The sequence below is a fragment of the Bacillus sp. LQ01 genome, assembly GCF_057624735.1.
On sequence record NZ_JBYEZL010000008.1, the window covers coordinates 48,228 to 72,832 of the forward strand.

Below are 24,605 nucleotides of genomic sequence, written 5' to 3' on the forward strand. Positions count from 1 at the left end.
TCCATTTTTATCTTAAAATAATTTCAATTGCTCCATCAGTAGCAATTACTATGCCCTAACTATTTGTATTAACAGCTTGATGGATCAATAAATTTAAATATTTCATGCATAACAGAAAGGAACTAATTTACTTACTAAAAGACATTTAAAATACAATTGAACTGCTTAAGCTTTTACTTTTACAACAGCTCTAGCAGTTCAATTTTAAAAATTACATAATGTCATGAAAATACGAATATTCGATATCATATACTTAAGTAAAAGCTAATCTAGCACTCTACTTTATTATCTCGTTTTCTTCCAATTCCAATTATTCCACCAAGATTCCCGGCTATGTTTTAACCATATTTTTGGTTCTTCTTCGATTAATATATCGCTTTCCTCAAATTCAACCGGTTCTTCTGCCTGATAGATATTTTCTAATTTAAACGTATCGTTTTCAACAAGTATACTTTCGTTGTCTAAAATGCGATTAAATTGTTCTATTTCATCTATATTCGTATGAACGAGATTTCTTCTATTCACTGGAGTTGATTGGATCTCTATACTAGATAATTCTCTTACATTTTCAAACATACCGTATGTATTTATGGATGCTTTATGAGTTGATTTTCTTTCCCATTCATATAGCTCATGTATATTTGAAGCCTCTTCAATTGACTTCCGATGCATATCCTTCAATTCAAAGATATTCATCATTATATTTCGTACTGTACGATCTAATTCTTCATTCTTCACTACATCTGTATTAAATTCTCTTACACCTTTATGCAATTGATCCGTGACTACTATATTTGCCTCTGCCTCTTTCATAAGCTTTTCCATTGGGGCAGATGTAATATTCTTTACATACCAGTTTCGATCATTTATTGCGGTTTCATATTGTTCAATACTAATCTGTAACTCTCTGTCAATAATCTTAAAATTCTCTTTATCGATCATTTTTGCAGCTAATTCTTTTACGACTTTTACATTATCTATCGTTGCAACAGTCGCATCAACTTCTTGCAAGACATTACCAAACTGATAGAATGAACTAATTTCTGCTCTTGTTTCATTTTCTTTATTCATTATTTCATACGTATCTATATTTGTTTGTAATTCTCTTTGGGTTCTTGCAAACAAATCATAATCTGGTAAGTAAACTGTAATTCCTAATCCTTCGAATAGATCAAACTCTTCATACGATGCTTCTAGTTCTTTTTCTAATACAAAAGTATCACTTTCAACAAGTATACTTTCGCTGTCTACTGTTCGGCTGGATTGTTCTATCTCACCAATAGTAGTATTAAAAGTATTGTACTTATTCGTTAAAGTTGTACGGATTTCTTCACTAGCTAGTTCTCTTTCAGACTCACTTACATGGTATTCATGTATTGATGCTTTATTATCTAATTTTCTTTGCCATTGGTCTGTTTCAAAAATATTTGACTCGTACTCATTATTAATTTGTCGCATATCATCAAAATGCTTAATTTTCATTATGAGTTGTTTCGTAAGTCGTTCTAATTCTTTATCCTTAATTACATTTGTATTACGTTCTTTTATTATTCTCTCTAATTGATCAGTAGCGATTATATGCGTATCTATTTCTGGCACTCGCTTTGTCATCGGATCAGATATAGTACTTTCTGCATACCAATTCCTATCATTCGTTGCAGTTTCATATTGTTCAATACTAGTTTGTAACTCTTTCTCAATATGTCCTATATCATTACTATCAATTATATTAGTTGCTACTTCTTTCACTAGATGACCAATCGAATCAACCGTATTAATTTCTGCTTCTATATTATTTTCTCTATTTGCTATTTCAGCTGTCTCAATATTCGTTAGTAATTCCCTTTGAATCCTTGCGAATAAATCATACTCCGGTAAGTAAACTGGAGTTCCTATTAAATCAAAAAGATCAAATTCTTCATAACGAGAATCCTGTTCTTTTACGCGTCTATTAACAAGTTCATATCCTTCATCATTATGCGCTATCAATTGTTCTTGCTTTGTAAACTCTACAGGGCTAATACATTCTGATTCATTATCGACTTTAACTCTTTCACTTGTTATTGGTTCATTACTTTCTTCACTTATAAACAATCGATCATACAATACAGAATCCGCTACTTTATCATCCTCCACTAACAACTCATGAAGGTCACGCTTTGCTAATTCATACGCATTTGTAAATGGAGTTTCTATTTCACATAGAATCCGATTCATGGAAGATATATCTGCTTGAGCAGTATGATACTGTCCATTTACTCGATTGAAATGTTCATATCCATATATTCCCATATCTTCTTGCTCACCTATAACTCGATTAGAAAGTTCATAAGAAGGTACATTCACTTCCATTTGTAATACTTTTCTATCTATAGCAGCTACATCGAAAAAGACTCCCTCTTTCTCTTGCATGGTTCTATCTGCTAGATCCGTATCACGAACATTACCATATACTGAACGTATGTCTCTTTTAGCTGAATTAACTGTTATTTGTTTCGCTTGTAGTTCTCTCTGTACACGAGCAAATAAATCATAGTCTGGCATATAAACTGGGATTCCTAAACTATTAAAAAGATCAAATTCCTCATAAAATCCAGTCAATTTTTTGATTTGTCTACTAGCAAATTCATAGTTATCTTGAATAGTCCCCAATAATTGTTTATGTATTAGGTCCATTTCCTCATGGTGTATATAGTCAGTCCATACATGTTTCGTTTTCTTATTAACTTGTTCGTCTTCAGCTAATTTTACTTCTACTTCTTTTGTGAGCACATCACTCTGTATCATTTCTGGAAGATTATAATCCATGTACAAATGATTCTGACTTGATACCATCAATGACTCTACTAAATTTACCTCATTAGAATGGTACTGTCTTTCTAATAACTCATATTCACTTATGAATTTACTTTCATATTCATGCGTTATATGATTCATGTCATTCATTTCTATGTGAGATGAATCATATTCTATTAATAGTTTTTGAGCGTTATTATATACATGGCCACCATATGTATATATGTCTTCCATTATGCGGTCCGCAAATGACACATCATATTCATTAGTTTGAAGTTCTAGCTTTTTACGTTCTAAATCTTCTATATTAATAAATCTTCCATCTATCTTCAGTGCTTTTCTATTTACAAATTCAAAATAATTTATTTCACCATTTCGCTGAATGGCATCTCTATTCGCTGTATTGTAATTTATATTACAAGCCTGTATTTCTCTTTGTTTACGAGCAAACAAATCATAATCTGGCATATAAACCGGAATCCCTGTATCAGTAAATAAATCAAATTCCTCATAAGAAGTAGTTACTTCTCTTGGCAAGTTATTATAAAGCTCAAAATCACTTATCTCTTGTACAGGTAATTCTTTTTGGCTAATCTCTACATGATCCACATTTCTAACTACAGTACTACCTATTTCTTTTTCTCTTCTTTCAGTCAATATTGTCTCATAAAATCCTTCGCCATATAAAATACGTGCAACCTGTACCCATCGCGGTATTTCATCTACATTGGTTGCAAATTCTCGTAATTTCTGTTTTACTCTCTCTTGCTCAATTGGGAGCATATTACCTGCTTTATATATCTTACGATCTGTACTAGACATTTCTGTTACATCTGCATACTTTGTATCTAATCTGCTTCCATTGTTCCCTTCCATATGTTCCATATCAAAAGTTCGGTCATGTTGCATTGCTTTCTGATAGTAATGAACATCTGCAAGAATTTCTTTAAGCGGTTTAGAATCCTGTATGCTTAACAGTTCCATGTTGATACTCCGCATTAGGCTTGCAATATCCACTTTAGCAATATTAGCAGTCACCTCAACTTGCCTTATTGCCTCTACAACAAGGTCTGTTAATATACCTTTTCCCTTTACTATTTTGGTTGCAAATACCCCAGCATCTTCTTCCTTAACAGCTTTGAATCTTGAATATGGAGGCAAACTGACTGGAAAATTATTCGCATTTTTTACAAAAGGATTTAAAACAGAAAGCGAGAGACTATATGTTTTCTTCATTGTTGATCCCAAAGGAATCGAAACAACATGACTCTTCTTTTTCGTACATAAAGAAGGGGAAGCAATAGAATAAATTTTCTCACTCACTCTCTGCATTCCCCCTTATATGATTAATGATTAAATATCTTCTTTATAAATAGCTAGACCAATCGGATTAAATGGCGTTGCTTTCGCTTGTGTCATCGGAGAGACTGCGGTAGTCGGCAACGTATAACGATATAATTGTGCAAATTCATAACTTGCTGTAATCTCTACCCCGTTAATTGGGATTTCTTTAAACGTCACTGTTTTATCATCTTCATTTAAAATAAAGTCAGTATTAGGAACTAGAGTACATGCATTGAACAACTTAAGTGTTCCTGCTTTTGGTTTATGCTCTAAATGGAAAACTTTTCTCATTCCATTTCCTTTTCCTAAAGATTCACTTGTAACTTCCTTTTCAATTTCCAATTCATCGGCCTGTTGAATATTTTTTGGGTGAACAGCATAGACATCATCTAATTTTCCAACATATCCATCATTAGGATGAACGATATAAATCTGTGACAAATGATATTTCCCACTATAGACAGATGGATTAAATCGACCTTGTCCACTATCAATATCCATATCGTGAGTAATAAATGATAAATAATGTTTTTGATACATTGCACCTGTATATGATTGAGCTAATAATACAGAATCATTTCCATTACCTGTATTTTCTCCGTAGTCTAAATTTGCATTTCCAATTTTTTTATTAGGCGCATAATTATATTGATCTCCGTTACGACAACCACCAATAATTACAGTGTTTTTACGCGGTGCATTATCAAATGTGTACATTCTTCCAATATATAATGGTACAAATAATGCTCGAACAGGACTTGGTGTTGGATCTACACGCATAAACATAACAATACGATCTTTATTTCCATTACCATACATATAAACGACAGAATCACGTTTCCAATCTTTTGTAAAACGGGCTTCTGGTGTAAAACTAATCGGTGTATAAGGCGAAGGATTTACAAAATTAACTGTAGAATATACTTCAGCCATAATACTTTCCATTTTTTGTACGTCAAATGATGTCTTCGCTACTAAAGTATCTAACGTTCCGTCTGCCTTTGGTGCTAGAAAATACACTCCAGAAAATTTAATGTTCTCGGAACTTTTTGGGGCAGTTTGAAATTCAATTGCTGTATCTGAAATTGTATATTCCCCCGGATCGACCATCTGATTATTTCTATAAACCATAAAACGACTTTCATCAAAATTTGAAAATGGCAAATTAAATGATTTTTTTGAACCGGTACCGTTTCCTAAATCACTTTCAGCATCTGATAACTTTACTTCCTTCTCAATAAAATATTGGTTAAACGTAAAGAAAATCATATCATTATTTGGTTCGTATGCATCATTTGTTAATCGATACTCACAGGTGATTTTATCTCCTTTTGCAATCGCTTGATTAAAAATAACTTTCCCCGCTTTAGCATCAACTTTATATTTATCCTTTTCTAGTAAAATGCTATTTACATACACTAATAAAGAACTTTCAACTACAGGAAATGTCGGAATTTGAAATTCCTTTTTCACTCCATCTCCCATGCCTAGTTTTCCTAATGGAGAATCCACAGGAATAAATCTACCATCTGTAAAATCAGAATCGCTCGTATCATAAGCATTTGCCACTCCAAATCTGCGCCATTCTCCATCACTACCTAACGATTCAAATAATCGAACATCAATAAACTTATTGATACCACTTCTAATTTTAAAGTATAGCTTTCGACTCCATCCTCGCTCTGTAATCATTTTCTCTAATTCAACTGGTAATGTTTGTAAATATGCTACTTTATCAAACCACATGTTTTCTCTCTCCTTTACATTGACTTCTCATAAATTCCTAATCCAGCTGGACGATATGGTGTCGCTGGTCTTTTTGTAATTGGCGAAATGGCATCAACATTATAAAAACGATAAATATCAAATGTATCTGGACAAGTATTCTTTCGCACTTTTAACTTATCCCCATTCAATAATCCTAAAGGAGATAGTAAAACCATGTGAGGTAAGAAACCTCGCACACCTTCATCTGGATGAACAACATAAGCACGAGATGTATGAACTCGACCACTATATACCGAAGGATTAAATTGATACTTATATTCATCATTATCATGAGACTGCCAAGCTAGTGGATATTGACCACCATTTACTCCTTTTCTATCAGGTGGCATCTCATTCGGAGCAACATTCCAAGCAATATAATGAGCTTGATATCTAGCCCCTAATCGCGAGCGCTTAATAATAACGTTATCAATACCATTACCTGGTGATTTAGGATATGTTTTTAAAATTGGTAAGCTATCATTCACATTTCTATATGGTTTCTTATCATTAAAATCAAATGCATGTGAGCTATTTTCTGCACCTGTATCAAATGCTGTCCCAGCCCAAAGTGCGTCACCAATTTGATCATCTTTCGCATAGCTTTCAATTTTGCCCATGTATAAAGGTGTAACCGGAACTACATTATTTTCAAATGCAGGTGTATTATCTGCTTGAATTAATAAAACTACACGATCCTTATCTACTTGGCCAGTCACTCTAACTAATGAATCAGGCCACCAATTTGTTTTTACATCAACCCCTTCTAAATTCGGGTTACGTAATGTAATTTTTACAAACGGTGACATCATAACATCCGTATTAGCACTGGTATAATCTATACTTGGATTGCCATTCTTCATAAGAATATCCGTTTTACTCACTTCTACATCTATTAAAATTTTTGTGAAAGAATCATAAGCTACTGCTGTCGCTGTCCCATCTTTAAATGCAGGATCTTTTTCAATCATATAAACATAAAAACAGGAACGATCAAGATTTTTACTATATCTTAATTTTGCATCCTTAATAAACTCCGCTTTATCCTCTTCCGTATTAAATTTATACGAAAGATCCTTTTTAGCAATATCCCAAGATGCGATTTGGACTAATCCATACATAGCCCCTTCTGCATTTTTAATAATCGTATGTTCCGCAATTCCAAACCGGTATAATGTTTCATCCATACCAGAATTCTTTAAAATTGCTAATGGATAACCTGCTTTTTGAAACCTTTTAACCTTTGTCCATCCGTTACTAGTTGCTACATTTATAAGATCATCTAAGAAACTTCCTTCTTGAAATACCTTTTCAATAAACGCCACTTTACTTCACTCCTAATCTTTTAAAAATTGATAATTAAGCCAAATAGCTTTTTTCTCTAAAGATTTATTTATATATTCAAAACGGATAATCGCTTTCGCAGGAATTTGTTTAACAACAGAAAAATTAAATCCTTCAGGAACATCTTTCATATAAATTTCATCTGCTATTTTTTCATTATTAATATATAAATTCCAATAATCATTATCGTTATATTTTGATGCACCAATAGAAAATGCAATCATCTCCATATCAACTGGTGCTATAAATTCATTATGATGAATATTTTCATAAACACCTATTCTTCTTCCTTTTATAAAAGGAATCGTTTTGGTTGGAAAGTATGGAGCATCTAATCGGCCACCTGCCATATAATTTACAGCAAAACTCATAATCTCCCTCCCATTACTTCAAAAACTGTAAAGCAATCCATACTTGCTTATTATTAATTCCTTGGTTATGAAATTTAAAAATAATTTTATCTCCAGCCTTTAATTGCATATAGGACATAAGACTTATACCTTCTGGTATTTTTTTTGTATAAATATCCTCACAGACAATACCGTCATTTACAATAAGCGACCATTTATCATCGATTTCATACATAGAACTACTCACACTAATGGCATAAAACTCCATGTCAATTGGTAATACGTATTCCATCTTATCTTCTGTCCATGCTTTAGAATCCATTATAAAACCTTTCATATACGGAAAGGTTTTTGTTGGATAAAATGGCGCATCTAATCGACCACCAGCTATATAAGTTGTTTCAAACAAAGGTAATCACCCTTTTTATTGTATTAAAAAATCCCCATGCATCATTACGACACATCGGGAATTGGTAAATTAGATAACATACCGCTACCTTTATTAATAAGCCTTGGCTGTACTCGATCTAATTGTTTGTTTGCGTTATAAATTAGTTGCATCTCCATCTTTTTACCCGTTATTTTATGGGATATAAGGACCTTTTCAAGCAGTGCTTGTCCATTAAAAACCAAATCGTAGTGCAAATATTTATCTCCAACAACTGCCGATAACCGAGCACCATCACGAACCAGTGTATACCCCTCGGTCATACCCTCTTTAAAAACATCATTTGGATCGTTACCAGGCATCGGTTTTCCACCGCTGTAAAATTCCCTATCAATTAATCCTTTCATTAAATACATAATAGGATCATATAAATTCTTTTGCATTATCATAGAATCACCCCTAATTTACCCTTGTTACAGGCCATGTTTTAGCTGGGCGTTTAATATAATATCTATCTGCATTTAAATCTGTTTCATCAAACGTTAAATCTGGTAAAGAACCATAATCAAATAAGATATTATTTTGTGTATCTAATACTTGTAATCGCCCGGTAAGTATTCCTAAAGGAGTGCGCACCGCTTCAAAAATAATAATATTCACGCCATATTCTAGTGGTATATCAACATACGTAGGATTGTTTCGGATAAAGTAGTTTTCCACTATTAATTTATTATTACAATAAATATTTAATAAATCTCCATCCTCATAATCCCAATCCCACAGCTTTAATCGTAATGTATCTACATTTACTGTGATTCCTGTTATATCGGTATACGGAGTAGGTTCATATCCATAGTTAACGGATAAATCTAAAGTTTGATAGAATCCATCATCAGCAGAAATCATTGTGTTAATTCCTTTAACAAAGTAGTTCCACTGTTGCCCAGAATCCCTATTGTAAATGGAAACCACATCGAACAATTGAATTCGCGGATTCCCTATCACAGCAACTGTTAGTGTTCTGAATTTTTGAATCGCTTTTAAATGATAAGCTGCAGCAACTGCCCTTCTTGCAAAGAATGTTGTTGCCCAAGGTACCTCTATCATTTCCTCTCGCAAATCCCCTAAAGAGACGTTTTTAAGTAAGAATGAATTAACAAAACCATTAGCATAATCTCCGCATTTAATAACAATACTATTACTAATGTCCTGATCTGTTAATTGCATATCTAAAGAGATTAGGTTTTCCCCTTCTCTAAAACTAAATTTGGCAAGTTCGTTAATTTCGTAGTCTGGCATTTTCATAAATGTACAACTTCCATCTGGTTCATGTTTAATGTAGTGGAATGTTGTATCTATAATATCGCGTACAATTTCATCCCACTTTTGAAACCTCTTTCCAGTTGCCCCTTCAACAATCCAGCTTTGATTGGTCCCAGGAATGTTTACCCTACTTCCGTGTAATGTAACTCCTGCTTTTTCAAGGAAGAATTTCACTACATCATACACATTTCCAGTTGGTGCAACAATTTCATCTGATCCCGGCGTTGGAATTACTGATTTTTGTAGAACCTTTTTATAAGATGTTGTGCAGGTAACTGATATTGTGCCGCTTTCGGCATTCACCTTTACGTCAGATACAAAACCATGTATATACGGTAAAGCTTCTTCGCCATAACCGATAGAAACCTTAAATTCAGTCTGCGGATATAGTTGGTTTGTGTTTGTTACTTCACTGTTGTAAAACCATTCTTGAATGGAAGAAAACTTACCATACCAGTTATCAGGTGCCATTTGCCCATATTCATTAGCAAAGGTAATAGAAAATGTACTTGCGAACTGATCTGCGTTCTCCTGCACTTCCAGGCTCACTACACGATGTTGTATTTGTACATAAGAAGAAGATTCTCTTTTTTTCATATAAACAATTAAATTAGGAGCATTATTCCCCACTTGGAAATAGCTCCCCAACATTCTGATTAAAGAAATTGATCCTTCTCTCACATTCCATCAACTCCAATACCTGCTTGTGACATAGATATTAATTTACACTTTGCTATTACTAGTGTTCCTTTACGTATTGCATCAACTTCATTAGGTGGAATAATACCACCATAGGTACCATAATCACCTGTAATAATATGAGGGCGATATATTTCACTCATGAACTCACGCCAATGACTGATATCATTGAATAAAGCAGTAAATTCTACTTCACATCCTTTATTACCAGTACTTTGGTAACGAGGATATCCATGCATAACATTGTAATTTTTTAATCCGTTTAAGGATTTAGGCATTTTCGTTTGTTCAATCATTGCAATTGTAGGTATAGGCCCATATGCATGATAATAAACATCACGCAAATAGGCTACGTCAGAAGAACCGTAACCGATTGTTGTAAATTCAATTGTTTGTGGCCCTGCACCAACAAAAATTTCTCTTGCTTCCCAGGCATAAGCACCTCTTGCTCTAAATTTTTCAATACCATTTACTCGAACAATAAAGTATTTATCTGGTAACATACCATCAGAACCAATAGGAACTTGGGACATAAAAGAAAAATTATATGTCCCAGGCCATGAAAAATTAATAGTATATTTAATTGTACTTTTTAATTCTGTAACATCCCATAAGAGATGATATGAACCAGCTCTTCTATGCAATGTTTTTAATATACTCATACATTACGCACCGCCATTCCCATTAGATCGTCAGCAACTACGTTTTGTAGTAATTTTCTCATTTTCACAAAATCCTCTGCAGTTTGCAATTTTTCAACAGCAACTTTGAATGTAGCATTTTGAATTGTAACACCTTTATCTGTTTTCTTTTCAACAGAAGAGTGCCCAGCAAATGGATGTGCAGATTTTCCAATCATATCAGCAGAATGTGCTCCCATTTGTCCAATTCGGGTAGATACATCCGTTACTAGTTGCATCGGTTTCGGTGGAACAACCGCTTTATTTAACAATCCAGAAGCCTTGTCCACAGCCGGGATCATTTTTTCCATCCCTACACCAAGACCTTCTGTAATATATCCGCCGTACTCCATCATTAGACGAGAAGGAGATTTTATACCAAAGAAACTTTTAACTGCTTTTGGTATTCCGTCTACAACGCCTTTAGCTTTATCAACAACCCAGCCAGCCATAGATGTCATACCTTTACCAATACCAGCAATAATATCTTTCCCCCAGCTTACAGCGTCGTTTGCTATCCCCTTAACTATAGAACCAACTTTACCGAATACATCCCTTACTGTATCAACAATGCCGTCAAACGCTCCGACGATAGCTTTTTTAATTGCTGCAAAGTTACTTACTATGAAATCTCTAATAGCACCAACAACACTAAATATTGTGTTTTTTATCTTATTAAAGTTATCCACCACAAAGTTAACAAATGTCCGAACAGCAACTATTATTGTTTCTTTAATAAAATTCCATGCGGTTACAATAATAGACTTTACGATATCCATTACAGTCGTAATTGTGTTTTTTATAAAATGAAATGCTGTAACCACAAAATTCTTTATAGTCTCTAATACAGTTATAAAAACTGTTTTAATTACATTCCAAATCGTAGAAATAACCGTCTTTATTCCATTCATTACAGTTGTAATTATGCTATGAATTGCTTGAAACACACTACTTACAACTGATTTTAAGAAGTTTAATACAGTCGTAAAAATTGCCTTTATTCCATTCCACACTGTAGAAATGACGGTTTTTATCCCATTCATCACAGTCGTAATTATGCTGCGAATTGCTTGAAATGCACCACTTATAAATGTTTTCAAAAAGTTTAGCACCGTCGTAAAAACTGTTTTTATAATATCCCAGCCAGTTTTAAAAATATTTTGCCATGTTTTAATAGCAGTAGAAATATAGCTTTTAATAAATTCTAAAGCAAACTTAACAACACTTTTTATTACGTTTAGCACTGTATTAAATATCGTTTTTATTAAATTCCAACCAATTTCAAATGTCTTTTTCCATATGTTGATATACATTGTAATTACAGTAGTAATTATTTTCCATGCCCCGCTAAGTATTTTATCTATAAACGCTACCGCAGATTGGAATACTTTTTTTGTTCCTTCCCAAAAACTTGAGAAAAACTTTGACAAACTATCCCATACTGACTTCGCAACTTTAACGATAGCATCCCAGGCTTTAGAACAAATATCACTGATCCATTGCACTGCCTGCTTTGTATATTTCACAATTGAATCCCAATTTTTATACAGCACATATACTAAACCAACCATTAAAAGTATTGCAATGCCCCATGGACTTAATACTAATGAAAACATTGATTTTCCAAGACCAGTCAATATCTGTGCGAACTCACTAAAAACTTTAATTAGTTTTAAGGCATCTTTAATAATCGCCGTAATTGCACCCGGTATTTGCATTAATGTTTTAACTATATTTACAAGGCCACCAATGATTTCACTCGCCTTAGATATAAGACTAGAAACAGATTTGATTAACTCAACCGTTTGCTTCAACGATGGTATTACTATATTGGAAATCTTCACGACTTGTTGAGCGATAGGTTGAATAGTTCCAGCTAAACTCTTTGCATCTTTTTCAGTTAACCCAAGCATATCCTGTAGTTTTTTTTGAGAACCTTCCACATCGGTAGCAAATTGTAAAGCTTTGCTATTGACTTGTTCTATAGGTTTTGTAACTTTATTTGAAATAGTGTCACCAAACGTTTGCATTTGCTTACTAATATTCCCAAGAGAATCTGCTGATTTTTGGATTTTTTCTTGCATTGTATTAGAGGCTTTTTGCACTCTCTCTTCAAACTTTTCTACACCTTTATATGCCTGATCCGCTTTGTTACCAATCTTCCCAAAAACATTGGTCGCCCCGTTACCAAATTTTTGAATTTGTCCATTTATTTGATTAAGTACTTCTGCTGGTTTCTGAAATTTTTCTTGTATGTTCTTAGAAGCCTTTTGTAAACTTTCCTCAAACTTTGCTAAATCCTTATAAGCTTCATCTGCTTTAATTCCAATTGTACCAAACAACTGGAATACTTCTGTAAACATTCACTCCCCCCTTTCTAACTAGGAAGTTTTTTATTCCTGATCGTCTTCAAACTGAAACTCTGCAATCAGCTTATTTGCATGGTCGATACATTCCTCTTTGGACCAAACTTCCATAGTCTCATTTTCTTCCCCATCCGACGTAGATTCCGTAAGTCCAAAAGCTTGCAAATAGTCCTGAAAAGTTGTTCCTTCTTCTAATTGCCTTGTTTGAAATCCGATAAAGGCCATCTTTTTCCATTCATTTAATTCTTCTTGCTGCTCTTCCTGACTAATAAAAGAAAATAAGTCCATTAAACGAGAATACGGTATGGATAAGACATAATCATCTGTCCATCCATACCGTTTTTGGACTTTATCAAAAGCCCTTAGCATATTTTGCTCTGTTTCTTCTATGTATTTATTAGAGTCATTTTCTACATTTCTTGTTTGTTCCACTTGAGACTTTGAGATTTGATTAGACCCTTGACCTGATTGAAAAAAGACATTAAATCTTCACTTTCTAATAATCCTTCAATAACTGCTACCATAGCTTCTGGTGGTAACTGATCGAATTCTTCACGCTTAATCTGTAATAGACTAGAAAAAAATTCCGAAAACTCATCTTCACATTCCGGAATCATAGACAATAATTGAAAGACAAACTCTAAACCCTTTTCTTTTTTTTGTTTTTCAATTTCATTTAACTGTTCTTGTTGCTCTTCATTCATTTGGGCCAATTTAATTTTTTCATCAATTTCATTCTTTTCTTTCCCAAACTCCATAAAATCAGTCATTGCATGACGACCAACTTTAGAAATAATCTTAGTAAAACGCCAAACATCTTTTACATTTAAACGTCTCATCTTCATCTTCTGACCTGAAATTGTAATTTCTGTACTATTATGCATCATTTTTTCTAGCATTGTTGTCATATTCAATATCTCCTTTTATAACCTAAAAATAAAACCTACAACTTATTTACTTGTTGTAGGTAATTTAGGTGCTTTTTTCTTTGGTAAATAAATTTCATAAGGGGGTGTATTAGGCGAACTTTCACTATAATGACCAATAAATTTGCATTTAAGTCCTACAGTTCCTTTACCATCTTTTAAATCAATTTCTACAGAAGAAACTACCATTGCATTTCGGATAACAAAAATAACCGGAATATCACTTCCTGAAACTACACCTACTATTGCAATATCACTATAACTTGCGTCTTTAATTTCATTGGTTGGTTTTACAATGTTATAATCGTTATCAGTCGTACTATCTACATCTACGCCTGGTAGAGCTAACTCTAAATTTTCTTTCGTAAATTCTACTAGTGTAACCTCCATATGTGGTTCATCTTTTAATAGCCATTTTCCGCGAACTAGTTTTCCTAAAACACCATCAATATCAGCATCATAGTATTCTCTAGTAAACCCCACTTTACAGCCACCTGTAGTAGCTCCTAACATCTCACCTAGGTCTTTAACACTTTTAAAACCTTTATACATTACACCCGGTCCAATAACAAAATTATCAGTTGTACCCTCACGTACACCATTAATAAGCTTCCAACTCATTTTTTTCCCTCCTTAATATAATTCCATTCTTCCTACCCGTACAAGAAACTTAATACTAATATGAATAATTGATGGATCTTCATCTGGAACTGTAATACTGCCTGCTCGATGAATTGTAATAATACCAGAATCTCTTAACAATCCCGCTTCTCTGTCTAACAAATGTTCTATTCGCCTTGAAATTACATCCGCTTTTTCATAATCACCTTGGCCACAATATATATCAAAAGTGAGGATCATACGATCAATTACCTCTATATCATCCGGATTATTAGATTCAATTCTCATTACCACATAAGGCATTTTCATATCATTTTGTGCAGTTTGAAATGTTAGAGCGGGCTCTCCTTCATATTTCGATAGATTACTTTGCACAATTGTATCTTTCTCAATAATATTTCTAATTGTTGCAATCGCTTTTGTCGTCATTGTTCTCCTCCCAATGTCCTTTTTAATTCCCCACGCTCTTTTTCAAACGTTTTTAAGAAAAAAGGTCGGGCTTCTACAGTACTTGTACCATTTTCGACATACACCGCTCTTTTTAATTGGCTTCCAATCGTTCCTACTACTTCGTTATCTGTAATATGTAAGCCATATTTAATGGAATCTTGTAATTCTCCCGTTCTAGAAGCAAATGTCTCTCCTGGTTTTGAAGCAATATATGTGCGACTCGATCGTGGAATTTTATACTTCACACCATTGTGATTACCTGATACTGTTTGTTTCATTTCTCGTTGCAGTTGATTGCAAGCACTTATAATTCTTTCTACCATCATTTTATTAAGTTGTTCTTTAACCTGTTCTACATTACGTGTAACCATGAACTCCGATGTATTCGTCATTTTATTCCAACAGCTCACAATACAATTCAATATGGTGATTTAAAAATGATGGATTTCTTGGTTCTCCTCTTACCTCAAATACATAATCATGAAAATAGATTACATCATTTGTATGGATGTTATGTTCTGCAGAAGTATAAATTTTATAATTCGGCTCAAAATTTTGTTTATTTCTTTTTAACCTTTCATTATCTACCGCTGTGTGTGTTGTTACACGACACTTCATTCTTTCATAAATAATGACAGGCTCTTCTTTAAAATTTCCTGCCGGCTGTTTTACCTTTTGATTCCTTTTCACAGTTACTTCATGTATATATAATTCTTCCATATCTAATGTTCACAGCCTATTCTTTCATTCATAATGCTATTAAAGGGTTTCTACTTCGGTATTTTTTTAATACTTTTAAAATCTTTTTATTAACAGTTTCCTCATCTAGCGATTCAATATTTATTTCATATGAATAATCTCCGATATTTGCTGATTTTTTCATATTTTCATATTGTAGATTTGTTCGAATTACCGCATAACACGTCATATCGATGATGCATTTTTTCATTAAAGTCAAAAGCCCATCATAATCTTGTATGGTATACTCAAATTCATATAATTGATTCTCACTTAAACCATATACAGTGCAACCATCAGAAAAAACTGAACTGGTAACTTCTTCTCCAGAACCAATATGGATTACCTTGATCAAATTTTCTGCTCGAAAAGAAAGCCAAGCCAATTTACTAGTTCTAACTTTCTCTTTCATTGGGTTACTTGGCTTACTTCTCAAATAGTTTTTAGTAATCAATTCATATTGACTAATGAGTTCCTGGATTACCGTATCGGGCATTCGATGAACATTTACCCTGTTCTTTATGTCCTGTACAGTAATTTCCATTCTTCCACCTCTTTTACTTCTCTTTCTTTTTAACCTCTATACTATCTATTAACTTAAAATGTCCTGTACTCAGTAAATAGTTTGCTTTCTCATTTGCAACCTTTTCCTTTACTCCGTTGAAAAAAGTATAGCCATATGCAGTATATGTACCGCCTAATTTTAATTCTATAATCTTCATATACAAATTACCTTACTTAATTCCCAAATTTATCAGGTATATTAGTAAGAATTGCTACTGCGTCCATTTCTTGAATAACTGCATCATCATCCAAATGAATAACATAAAATCGCTTATCTTCCATAACAGCAGATTTACCTTCTACAGTCTTACGAACTCGCGTGTCATACGTATTTACCGCAATAAAGTTTTTAGGATCTGCAAAAATAATTACATCATCTTGAAGAGAAGGAACTGTGACAATTTCATACCCTAACGGCTTATTAACTTGATCCCCTGTACCTAATAACGCAGCATCACCTAAGCCAGTTGAACGAGTTGTTAAATATTCAATCCACTTCTCTCTACGAGCAGGTGACATAATCCACTTTAAACCTTCATTTTTATATTTATTAGGCATCGCCTTAGATAAATTAAAGATTGAGTCTTTACTAAACCCGGCGCTAGCTTCAGCATCTCCCGTTCCCGTCACTAATTTAAAATGATCGACAATATGAGATTTACTTGATTGTTTAATTTGTTTTAACCAGCCATCATTAATTTGAAGAAATGGATCTTCTGAAGTTACATCCCCATTCCAATGAAGATCTTCAAGGTCAATACCTAACTGAGTTGACATTAATGTCATAACAGTATCTTCATATCCTTCACCTTCGATATTTTCTCGAAGTAGCTCCTCCGTAATCTCCCATGGTAAACGAATAGAAACTGTATCATATTCAACTTTCGACGTTTCTACACCCGCTCGATAGCCATCATCACTATTTTCCATTTTCCTACGTAAAATTCGACCACCGATTGCAATTTTATCTAATTCACCTTTTTTCGCTTTACGAATCTCTTTGCGATGCAATTGAGAAAATGGAGTTGCATCAAATACCATTCGGAAAAATTCTTTACTTTGTTCCGGATATAATAGCCCCGCTTTCATTCCTCCTGTTGTCATTGTACTCTTTTCAATTCGTTCAATACGTGCTAATAATTCTTTATTATTCATAGATTCATTTCTCCTTATCTTTATAGATCTAATCCTACCCATTTATTTACTGGTTTTCTCATCTCGTTTGTTGGTTTGGCATCAGCCCCAAGACTTTTACGAACTTGTGCTGATCGCTCAATTACTTCAAGTCTCTTTGAAATGGGGTCTATTACCTTCTGAATAAATTCACTTGTCTTTTTAGATTCTCTGTCATTTTCTAATTCATTAGTATCATGAGTTGATTCAAGTTCTTTATTTAACTGTTCTTCCAACTCCTGTAATCTCTCAAGAAAAGGACCCATTTCTCTCTTTACAATGTCTGCAATCTCATCTGAATTTTGATCTGCGTTTTTTTGTAACTTATTTTCTTTAATTTGGTTCATCAAAGAAATCATTTCATCAAATTTTTTATCATTTTTCTTATATAAGATTTTGCCTACTTCATTTATGGAATTAATAGTAATATCTTCCGGCGAGAAATCTGTATCACCACCCTTCATTGTATTTAAAATGTCCTTCATTTCATCTAAGGTGGAAACCATCTGCTTAATATCTACATTTCCCTCCCAAATCCCAACATAAAATACATCTTCAAACAAATTAAATACCTTTTGCATCTTAGAGTTTTGTTTACTATTTACTGACTGATTATCCATCTCCTGAGTTTGTTCCTCGTCATAATGTGACTTAAAAAAATTAAACATCTTACGAATTACACCTTTCTCATCTTGTGTAAACTCATCCATTTGTGGCATCTCCATTCTTTCTCCAACCCCTCCCATCGAAAAGCCTGTGATTTTCCCTTTTTTGATCTCTTTCCATGTTTCACTATCGTCTACTCGAACAGTCATAAGCCATGTTCCTTTTTTAATATTTTGTTTCCCAACAACCGTATTATTTTTAGAAATCCAGCTTTCTACTACTGTTCCTTTTCCTGCCAACTCGTCATGGTTTTTATCTATGTATCTATATTTCTCTAAAAAATTATAAGCCGCTCTTTCAATTTCTTCAGCCGTCATGATATCACCATGTGCATCTTCTATATTTGGTTCATAAACAACCCCTGTTACAAGTTGTTTTTCATCTTCCCTCTTTAAAATAGGGACATTTTTCAAAACGTTAGAGCCATTCATGTTCATACCCTTCATAATTGCAAATGGCCTACCATTAGCCCCCTTTGTTACTAATGAAACATAACTAATTTCTACATTTTTCAATTCATTTGGCATAATATATTCCTACTTTCTAGCAAGACTACTAAATCGAATTTGAATCTTCATTTAAAAATTTATCTCCTTCTAGAACTGGTTCGTATCCAATAACTTTTCGGCATTCATTTCTTGTTAATATACTCTTTTCGTATCCATCTATTGCATATTGCATATCACTTGCTCGATCATCTGTATCAATTTCATTTAATTGAAACTGCCAGTCCAATTCCCCCAACGTTTCTGTAAACTCTTTAAATAATTGTGTATTTAATCGATGTTCTAAAATTTGTTGACCTGGTTCAATAATTGATCTTTTATACATTTCATTCATTTCTTTTGCTGTCGTCTGTCCAAGTGATCCTGTCATAGCCCAACCAATTCTATATGGTGGAACTCGATGAGCTACACAAATTTCCATAGCATTATCTTGGCGATATAAACGAAAACTCGCTTCTTTGACATCAGGCCCTAATTTCTCTAAGCGAGCTTTGGCTCCTTCAGGGACAGGAACAACTGCTAACTTATGATGTTCTCCTTTTGTTTCGACAGAGAAAAATGTTTTTAATTCTCTTTCAACTGAATCATCTATTTCATCAACACCCTCAACAAACAAAACAGCATCTGGAATTGTTTTACCAGTAAAATAATTAATATTGTAATCTCTTACAGCTTGTGATCCTACAATGGAACCAATTGAACTCACATAATCCGGAATACCATAGTATGATGATCTAGAACCAAATTTACGAATTACAATAACTTCACCAGCTTTTTCTTCAGTGTCTAATAACGAGTTTTCATCTAAGCTATCACTAATCATTTTCCCATCTACTAACCTAAAATCTGATGGATAACTAAATCTCTTAAACCATCTCTCCTCATTATTTACAATCTGTGCAAATCGAATCTTATCTTTATGCGCACGTACCGTATGTGCTGGGATATGGTGAAGCTGCGCTGGTTCCCCTTTCAAATTACGAACAACCTCTATAATTCCCCAACCTACAGTTTCATAATCCTCCCAAACTGCCCTAAGTATTTCGCTACTTGTCATTTCATTATTGCAATACCTCATAAAACGCTTTAATTCTTTATATTGTTCCTGATTTGCCTCTGTCACTTCATCTAGCGGTGCAAAATCAAATCCCATACCAGCAATATCATTTACTTTTGCACTAATACATGCCGAGTGAATAGGGTTACTTTCTCTCAAATTTAATAATACTTGCATATCATATGGAGGCTTCACTAGTTCTTTATCACCGTACACTTGTGCAAATGGATCTATTGCCATTTGTTTACTTTGAAGTTCCTCATCACGTAAAGCCATCTCACGACTTTGTAATTTAAGTACCTTCACATTTTTAATTGCTTTTTTCTCAACCATAAGATTTATGCCTCCTTTCATATACAAATCATTTATTCAATGTTTTTCATAAAAACTTTACCAATATAAAAAAACTGAACATTACATGTTCAGCTAAACTCTTTTTATTTTTCCACCCATTATTTTTTTTTGCTTAGTAAAAAAGTATTCTAAGGCTTGTGACGTTGTATCTACTTGATCATTATGCTTACCAGATGGGAAAGAAGCTAATTCATCTATATAATCATATACCCAAGATTGTATTTTAGGATTAGGTATATATACATTTCCAGATTGAAATTCAGGGGATATCGCCTCAGCGCGTGTTTCTTTTGAACCCTGTGGATTTATAGGAATAATTCCACTTATTTCATTCTTCAATGAACTAATAATGGCAGGGCCATTTGCTTTTTTTTCAACTAATTTCGGAATGGACTTTTTAAACCCAGAATTCCGAAGGATTGACTCATATTTATGGTGAAAAACAACAAATGCTTTCTTTGTTTCTAGAAAATTCATTTGCGCCCTCACTTGATCAATTAAATATTTGTCTCCATCTATTTTTCCCCAGATCTGTCCAACCACAAATGAACTTTTATTTGTAGTGTTATCAAAAGCCATATCCCAGGAAGTAATAATTTGATCAAATTGTTCCCAATTTGGTAATACATCGTAATATTGAAACCAGTTCCTTTTAAAAATATTCCCTATATCACTTGATGGTTTTTGTTGCCATAAAGATAACCATGAGCGTGCAGAGGAAAACTTCTTTTTATCTTCATAATAATTTTGGCCATAGTGTTCCACCCATAAGCCTCTTCCTATTTCTCTGTTTAATGGATCGTTCCTTGACTCTGCTATAGCAGGAATTGATAACACAGTCCATTTCTCCTGTTCTTTCTCTAACAATCTACCAGCTAAATCATCCTCATGCCATCGCGTCAAAATTAGAATTACCTTTGCACCTTTTTGTAAACGTGTAGATAAAGTGTCTTCCCATTCATCCCATAGTCTATTTCGGTATGTAATTGATTCGGCCTCTTGGCGATTTTTAATAGGGTCATCAATAATTAATAAATCTGCTCCTTCCCCTGTAATCGAACCACCAACTCCTACAGACAACATTCCACCAGAGTGGTTATGTAGTGCCCAATCTGTTACGGAACCTTGTCGCTCATCAATTCTAATGTTAAATATCTCTTTACCAAACTCTTCAATCTTAGCACGATTTCTTCTACCAAACTTTTCAGCTAAACTTGATGCATAAGATACCTCTATAACTCTCTTATTTGGATACTTTCCTAAATACCAACTTGGCAATGTTTCTGTTATAGACTGTGATTTTGAATGCCTAGGTGGCATAAACACCATTAATCTATTAGTCGATAATTTCTCTTCAATTAAATCTTGGCAAATCTTTGTTATTAATTTTGTGTGCTTTGCATGTTTATAGAATCCCTTATGTGTATACTGAACATAGAAAGGGGTAGTTCACTTTTGCCAATTCCTTAAATGTATTTTCATCTATTAACTTATGCACATTCATCCGTGTCATGATTGTAATTCTCCTCCTTGAACTTTCTCAAATAATTTCATAGCTAAATCAAGCATTTCCTCATCACACCCAATTTTCATAGCCATTTTATTATGCTCTACTTTCATTTCTCCTGAATGATTTATATTTGCTTGCAATTGATCTTTTCTTCCCCATTTAGTTGGGAATTTTCTTTCTAATCTCCATGCTGCGGCTTTCCAATTAGATTTTGCATGCTCCCCAATTGTCTCAACGTCTCTAGCTTCACTAAATGCTAATGCCTGATCAATTTCCATGACTAACTTCACATAAATCTTATCTTTTCTCGGTACTACTTCACCTGTCTTTTCACTCGTTTCAATTGCCCTACGCCCTTGTTTTAACCAAACATAAACTATACTTCTACTTATTCCAACTAACGCACATGCGGTTTCAATATAATTCCCTACTTTAATATATTGGGTCAACCTATTTATCAGCTCATCATTCAATTTCATTGGTCGCGCCACTAGCATTCCCTCCCGTTTTAACTCATCAATTGTATTTCTTTTTCTAAACACTCAATACATATTGTTGTTATATTGTCGTCAACTACCTCACGAATTAACATTTGTTCACAATACTGAATTGTGATTGGAAATTTCAAAACCCACAAACATTTTTCAAGGCAAATTGAACATATTGGCATAGTATCTATATCTTGTTCTAACATCTAATCGCATCCTTCTGTAGTTTTTCATGTACTACTGCCTATTTTGTAGTAAATAAAAAGATGCCGTCACTTTTAAAATCTCTCATTTAATTTATAGATATCTTTTGGATTACTCTTTCTTTTTGCTAGTATCCATTCTTCATTTTTTATATTTCATTTAAACTTATTTTATTACTCTCTATTTATAGGTGGCACTATGGTGACAAGAATGTATTTGTAATTAAAAAAGCCTTAACTACTTTCGCAGAAAAGACTTTTTCTTACTTGTTTAGCAATTTTTATTTCAGATCTATATAGAATCGTTTTAATTGTGCTTCTTGAAACATTCAAATATTTAGCAATTTTCTCTTGTGTAATGCCTCTTCCTCTTGACATGATATATATTTCTCTTTCATATTTTGTCAAAGTAGAGAGCGCATCTTCTAGTTTTATTCTCTCCCATTCTGAAATGACACTTTCTTTGTTTTCATCATCCCATTCATATGTTGTATCAGTACTACGAAAATACCTTTGCATTAACAAGGAATCATATGATTTCTCTCGTTGATAAGCAGCTCTACGTTCTATTCCCCTGCGATTACCTGGCATCTTTGCATTCTTCATCCACTCCAAAGCATATGTGACATCACTAATCATACTTGTTAATATTTTAATCTCTTCTTCTTTTGCACTTATTTTTGCACTCTCTAGCTTACATAACGTTTCTTTATATTGGATAATTAAATCTCGCATATACCATTCCCACCCTTATAACAAAGCAAAATTGTTAAAAATAGAGACCATCTAAATCTACATTTAATTTCCATTTATTTTTTCTCACCAAAAAACTAAAATTATAAAAAATATCTTGCTTAATACTATTTATCATTGCTACTTTGTACTTATATGATATATGTATATAACGATTCGTTTTTATCTCTTTTTCATCATTTTTTTACATAAAAATAACCACCTGCTTGTTTACACAGGTGGTTATAATCCATATTAAAAACTTATTCATTATTAGTAGTAATCTTAACACTCCTCAACCTCAATCCCTAATGCATATGCATAGTTGTAAAAAGCAATATTTCTTTTTCTATAATAATCTCCCTCGGATAAATTCAACTCTTTCATGACCTCATATCTATTAACTCGATTCTTTAATAAATATTTTTGAATAATTATTCTATCACTTTCAATATCTAACTTTTCTAACCCTTTGTTCATCGCAATAATATAATTGATCCGCTCTTCTTTCGCATTTTCTTTGAATATATTTTCTTTCGAGAGTATCGTTTCGTTAAGATAATTACACTTCATAAATAATCTGTATTTCTTTATAGCTTTCAATACATTTTCTTTTGTAGCTTCTTTATTTAATACTGGTAATTCTATATTTAACATGTTAAGCCCCTTTCTTATCATTTATCCTTAATCATAATTTGAATTTCATATCTCTAAATCATTACAATGATTTGCTATTAAGGCTTATATCCTTCATGTATTATTTCATACATTGTATTACTAACATTTATTTTCTTATCCTTATGATTTTTGATTAATTTTATTAACTCATCACTATTTAATTCGTATAATTGTTTATCCTTATATTTGTAAATTCCATTTTCAATAAGTTGATTAATTAAAAATAACTTCATCTTGCTACACCACCATATCTTCAACGAAAAATTGAATCTCTATATCTTTTGAATTATAATAACAAATTGCGCCCCCATTAATCGGAACACATCCTACTACAATTTGAGATTCACTTCCACTTTTTACAATAGCCACTTTATACAATTTATTATCTCTTTCAACTACATCACCAAGTCTAAACTCATTTATTTTACGCCCTTTGATAGCGAATAATTTTGCCTGTTCAAATAATAATTTTTCACTTTTTTCAGCTTTCCTAATTTTTAATTTCGTACTCTTTTCAAAATGACCATAATTATTAGAGAACTCCTCTCCATTAATCCAAAACCAACTACCATGCTTTATTTCTTTTTCATTTTCTTTACAATATTCAGCGATGAATTTTTCACTTTTTTCATTTTCAATATACAATAGTTCTCCTTTTCGAATTGTTTCTCTACAATCTATAAATTCATTCTCAAAAAAGAAATTAATTTGTTGATAGCTTTCTTTTTTACCTAAATAATCAGCAATCACTCTTTCACCTTCTATTTTCCAACTCATCGGTGTCTCTTGTACTGTTGTAATCCAATTTGTTTTCATTCGTTTAATTGCTTCAAATCCTTTATATGTTCTCATTTTTAAGATGCCTCCATTTAATTATTTAAA

Annotated in this window: 27 protein-coding genes; all 27 read right to left on the reverse strand. The window is 33.0% G+C overall.

From position 1 onward, the window contains the following. Nucleotides 1-285 precede the first annotated feature (285 nt). A complete protein-coding gene (locus tag AC22L0_RS27210; RefSeq protein ID WP_487272550.1) occupies nt 286-4,128 on the reverse strand; it encodes a hypothetical protein in 3,843 nt (1,280 codons plus the stop codon). Nucleotides 4,129-4,149: 21 nt separating this feature from the next. Beyond that, nucleotides 4,150-5,886: a hypothetical protein gene (locus tag AC22L0_RS27215; RefSeq protein ID WP_085311994.1), complete on the reverse strand. Its 1,737-nt coding sequence runs from the start codon at nt 5,884-5,886 to the stop codon at nt 4,150-4,152. 14 nt (nt 5,887-5,900) lie between these two features. Beyond that, on the reverse strand, nt 5,901-7,232 hold the full coding sequence (locus AC22L0_RS27220; protein ID WP_097862638.1) for a hypothetical protein: 1,332 nt from the start codon (nt 7,230-7,232) through the stop codon (nt 5,901-5,903). 12 nt (nt 7,233-7,244) lie between these two features. Then, nucleotides 7,245-7,622, reverse strand: coding sequence for a hypothetical protein (locus tag AC22L0_RS27225; protein ID WP_000006644.1), 378 nt, complete (start codon nt 7,620-7,622; stop codon nt 7,245-7,247). A gap of 13 nt (nt 7,623-7,635) precedes the next feature. Continuing rightward, on the reverse strand, nt 7,636-8,010 hold the full coding sequence (locus AC22L0_RS27230; RefSeq protein WP_000464270.1) for a hypothetical protein: 375 nt from the start codon (nt 8,008-8,010) through the stop codon (nt 7,636-7,638). A 44-nt stretch (nt 8,011-8,054) separates the two neighbouring features. Then, nucleotides 8,055-8,438, reverse strand: a complete 384-nt coding sequence (locus AC22L0_RS27235) for a hypothetical protein (RefSeq protein ID WP_025117880.1) — start codon at nt 8,436-8,438, stop codon at nt 8,055-8,057. Between the two features lie 10 nt (nt 8,439-8,448). Continuing rightward, nucleotides 8,449-9,993 carry a hypothetical protein gene (locus AC22L0_RS27240; RefSeq protein ID WP_086391825.1) on the reverse strand — a complete coding sequence of 515 codons (1,545 nt, stop codon included), beginning with the start codon at nt 9,991-9,993 and terminating at the stop codon, nt 8,449-8,451. Beyond that, nucleotides 9,990-10,673, reverse strand: coding sequence for a hypothetical protein (locus tag AC22L0_RS27245; protein WP_000025596.1), 684 nt, complete (start codon nt 10,671-10,673; stop codon nt 9,990-9,992). Before AC22L0_RS27245 ends, AC22L0_RS27240 begins: the two co-directional genes overlap by 4 nt. Further along, nucleotides 10,670-13,054 carry a phage tail protein gene (locus AC22L0_RS27250; RefSeq protein WP_135238673.1) on the reverse strand — a complete coding sequence of 795 codons (2,385 nt, stop codon included), beginning with the start codon at nt 13,052-13,054 and terminating at the stop codon, nt 10,670-10,672. The genes AC22L0_RS27245 and AC22L0_RS27250 overlap by 4 nt, the downstream gene beginning before the upstream one ends. Nucleotides 13,055-13,084: 30 nt before the next feature. After that, nucleotides 13,085-13,489, reverse strand: a complete 405-nt coding sequence (locus AC22L0_RS27255) for a hypothetical protein (protein ID WP_000438521.1) — start codon at nt 13,487-13,489, stop codon at nt 13,085-13,087. Continuing rightward, entirely contained in the window at nt 13,468-13,965 is a 498-nt protein-coding gene (locus AC22L0_RS27260) for a hypothetical protein (protein ID WP_139894860.1), read from the reverse strand. Before AC22L0_RS27260 ends, AC22L0_RS27255 begins: the two co-directional genes overlap by 22 nt. Before the next feature lie 42 nt (nt 13,966-14,007). Next, on the reverse strand, nt 14,008-14,604 hold the full coding sequence (locus tag AC22L0_RS27265; RefSeq protein ID WP_000118565.1) for a hypothetical protein: 597 nt from the start codon (nt 14,602-14,604) through the stop codon (nt 14,008-14,010). Between the two features lie 12 nt (nt 14,605-14,616). Continuing rightward, complete coding sequence (locus AC22L0_RS27270; RefSeq protein WP_000208342.1) at nt 14,617-15,033, reverse strand: hypothetical protein; 417 nt, start codon at nt 15,031-15,033, stop codon at nt 14,617-14,619. Beyond that, on the reverse strand, nt 15,030-15,446 hold the full coding sequence (locus AC22L0_RS27275; protein WP_033668458.1) for an HK97-gp10 family putative phage morphogenesis protein: 417 nt from the start codon (nt 15,444-15,446) through the stop codon (nt 15,030-15,032). The genes AC22L0_RS27270 and AC22L0_RS27275 overlap by 4 nt, the downstream gene beginning before the upstream one ends. A 1-nt stretch (nt 15,447) precedes the next feature. Continuing rightward, the gene (locus tag AC22L0_RS27280) at nt 15,448-15,774 is read right to left on the reverse strand and encodes a hypothetical protein (RefSeq protein WP_000392020.1); all 327 of its coding nucleotides are present in this window, start codon (nt 15,772-15,774) and stop codon (nt 15,448-15,450) included. A 28-nt stretch (nt 15,775-15,802) separates the two neighbouring features. Beyond that, nucleotides 15,803-16,336 carry a hypothetical protein gene (locus AC22L0_RS27285; protein WP_087965267.1) on the reverse strand — a complete coding sequence of 178 codons (534 nt, stop codon included), beginning with the start codon at nt 16,334-16,336 and terminating at the stop codon, nt 15,803-15,805. A gap of 13 nt (nt 16,337-16,349) precedes the next feature. Then, nucleotides 16,350-16,514: a YqbF domain-containing protein gene (locus AC22L0_RS27290; protein ID WP_000691127.1), complete on the reverse strand. Its 165-nt coding sequence runs from the start codon at nt 16,512-16,514 to the stop codon at nt 16,350-16,352. Nucleotides 16,515-16,530: 16 nt separating this feature from the next. Continuing rightward, a complete protein-coding gene (locus AC22L0_RS27295; protein ID WP_001060157.1) occupies nt 16,531-17,511 on the reverse strand; it encodes a phage major capsid family protein in 981 nt (326 codons plus the stop codon). A gap of 20 nt (nt 17,512-17,531) precedes the next feature. Then, a complete protein-coding gene (locus tag AC22L0_RS27300) occupies nt 17,532-18,722 on the reverse strand; it encodes an XkdF-like putative serine protease domain-containing protein (protein WP_086391823.1) in 1,191 nt (396 codons plus the stop codon). Between the two features lie 28 nt (nt 18,723-18,750). Next, entirely contained in the window at nt 18,751-20,091 is a 1,341-nt protein-coding gene (locus AC22L0_RS27305; RefSeq protein ID WP_000229504.1) for a phage portal protein, read from the reverse strand. Nucleotides 20,092-20,184: 93 nt separating this feature from the next. Next, nucleotides 20,185-21,432, reverse strand: a complete 1,248-nt coding sequence (gene terL / locus AC22L0_RS27310) for a phage terminase large subunit (RefSeq protein ID WP_249268307.1) — start codon at nt 21,430-21,432, stop codon at nt 20,185-20,187. A gap of 189 nt (nt 21,433-21,621) precedes the next feature. Further along, nucleotides 21,622-22,119 carry a hypothetical protein gene (locus tag AC22L0_RS27315; protein WP_249268308.1) on the reverse strand — a complete coding sequence of 166 codons (498 nt, stop codon included), beginning with the start codon at nt 22,117-22,119 and terminating at the stop codon, nt 21,622-21,624. An 11-nt stretch (nt 22,120-22,130) separates the two neighbouring features. Further along, on the reverse strand, nt 22,131-22,316 hold the full coding sequence (locus AC22L0_RS27320) for a hypothetical protein (RefSeq protein ID WP_087965276.1): 186 nt from the start codon (nt 22,314-22,316) through the stop codon (nt 22,131-22,133). A gap of 231 nt (nt 22,317-22,547) precedes the next feature. Next, nucleotides 22,548-23,048 (reverse strand): sigma-70 family RNA polymerase sigma factor, encoded by a 501-nt coding sequence (locus AC22L0_RS27325; protein WP_001205173.1) that lies wholly within the window; start codon nt 23,046-23,048, stop codon nt 22,548-22,550. A gap of 282 nt (nt 23,049-23,330) precedes the next feature. Then, entirely contained in the window at nt 23,331-23,702 is a 372-nt protein-coding gene (locus tag AC22L0_RS27330; RefSeq protein WP_000931946.1) for an ArpU family phage packaging/lysis transcriptional regulator, read from the reverse strand. Nucleotides 23,703-23,779: 77 nt separating this feature from the next. Beyond that, the gene (locus AC22L0_RS27335; protein ID WP_000765291.1) at nt 23,780-23,956 is read right to left on the reverse strand and encodes a Fur-regulated basic protein FbpA; all 177 of its coding nucleotides are present in this window, start codon (nt 23,954-23,956) and stop codon (nt 23,780-23,782) included. A 4-nt stretch (nt 23,957-23,960) separates the two neighbouring features. Further along, nucleotides 23,961-24,575, reverse strand: a complete 615-nt coding sequence (locus AC22L0_RS27340; RefSeq protein ID WP_098842613.1) for a hypothetical protein — start codon at nt 24,573-24,575, stop codon at nt 23,961-23,963. Between the last annotated feature and the right edge of the window lie 30 nt (nt 24,576-24,605).

Coding starts and splice junctions, on each gene's coding strand:
- AC22L0_RS27315 (WP_249268308.1), bottom strand. CDS start 22,119: ATGCTAGTGGCGCGACCAATGAAATTGAATGATGAGCTGATAAATAGG.
- AC22L0_RS27320 (WP_087965276.1), bottom strand. CDS start 22,316: ATGTTAGAACAAGATATAGATACTATGCCAATATGTTCAATTTGCCTT.
- AC22L0_RS27245 (WP_000025596.1), bottom strand. CDS start 10,673: ATGAGTATATTAAAAACATTGCATAGAAGAGCTGGTTCATATCATCTC.
- AC22L0_RS27260 (WP_139894860.1), bottom strand. CDS start 13,965: ATGACAACAATGCTAGAAAAAATGATGCATAATAGTACAGAAATTACA.
- AC22L0_RS27215 (WP_085311994.1), bottom strand. CDS start 5,886: ATGTGGTTTGATAAAGTAGCATATTTACAAACATTACCAGTTGAATTA.
- AC22L0_RS27290 (WP_000691127.1), bottom strand. CDS start 16,514: ATGAAGATTATAGAATTAAAATTAGGCGGTACATATACTGCATATGGC.
- AC22L0_RS27275 (WP_033668458.1), bottom strand. CDS start 15,446: ATGACGAATACATCGGAGTTCATGGTTACACGTAATGTAGAACAGGTT.
- AC22L0_RS27325 (WP_001205173.1), bottom strand. CDS start 23,048: ATGCGAGATTTAATTATCCAATATAAAGAAACGTTATGTAAGCTAGAG.
- AC22L0_RS27280 (WP_000392020.1), bottom strand. CDS start 15,774: ATGGAAGAATTATATATACATGAAGTAACTGTGAAAAGGAATCAAAAG.
- AC22L0_RS27210 (WP_487272550.1), bottom strand. CDS start 4,128: ATGCAGAGAGTGAGTGAGAAAATTTATTCTATTGCTTCCCCTTCTTTA.
- AC22L0_RS27305 (WP_000229504.1), bottom strand. CDS start 20,091: ATGGTTGAGAAAAAAGCAATTAAAAATGTGAAGGTACTTAAATTACAA.
- AC22L0_RS27295 (WP_001060157.1), bottom strand. CDS start 17,511: ATGAATAATAAAGAATTATTAGCACGTATTGAACGAATTGAAAAGAGT.
- AC22L0_RS27265 (WP_000118565.1), bottom strand. CDS start 14,604: ATGAGTTGGAAGCTTATTAATGGTGTACGTGAGGGTACAACTGATAAT.
- AC22L0_RS27235 (WP_025117880.1), bottom strand. CDS start 8,438: ATGATAATGCAAAAGAATTTATATGATCCTATTATGTATTTAATGAAA.
- AC22L0_RS27340 (WP_098842613.1), bottom strand. CDS start 24,575: ATGAGAACATATAAAGGATTTGAAGCAATTAAACGAATGAAAACAAAT.
- AC22L0_RS27330 (WP_000931946.1), bottom strand. CDS start 23,702: ATGTTAAATATAGAATTACCAGTATTAAATAAAGAAGCTACAAAAGAA.
- AC22L0_RS27270 (WP_000208342.1), bottom strand. CDS start 15,033: ATGACGACAAAAGCGATTGCAACAATTAGAAATATTATTGAGAAAGAT.
- AC22L0_RS27225 (WP_000006644.1), bottom strand. CDS start 7,622: ATGAGTTTTGCTGTAAATTATATGGCAGGTGGCCGATTAGATGCTCCA.
- AC22L0_RS27250 (WP_135238673.1), bottom strand. CDS start 13,054: ATGTTTACAGAAGTATTCCAGTTGTTTGGTACAATTGGAATTAAAGCA.
- AC22L0_RS27335 (WP_000765291.1), bottom strand. CDS start 23,956: ATGAAGTTATTTTTAATTAATCAACTTATTGAAAATGGAATTTACAAA.
- AC22L0_RS27285 (WP_087965267.1), bottom strand. CDS start 16,336: ATGGAAATTACTGTACAGGACATAAAGAACAGGGTAAATGTTCATCGA.
- terL (WP_249268307.1), bottom strand. CDS start 21,432: ATGCCACCTAGGCATTCAAAATCACAGTCTATAACAGAAACATTGCCA.
- AC22L0_RS27300 (WP_086391823.1), bottom strand. CDS start 18,722: ATGCCAAATGAATTGAAAAATGTAGAAATTAGTTATGTTTCATTAGTA.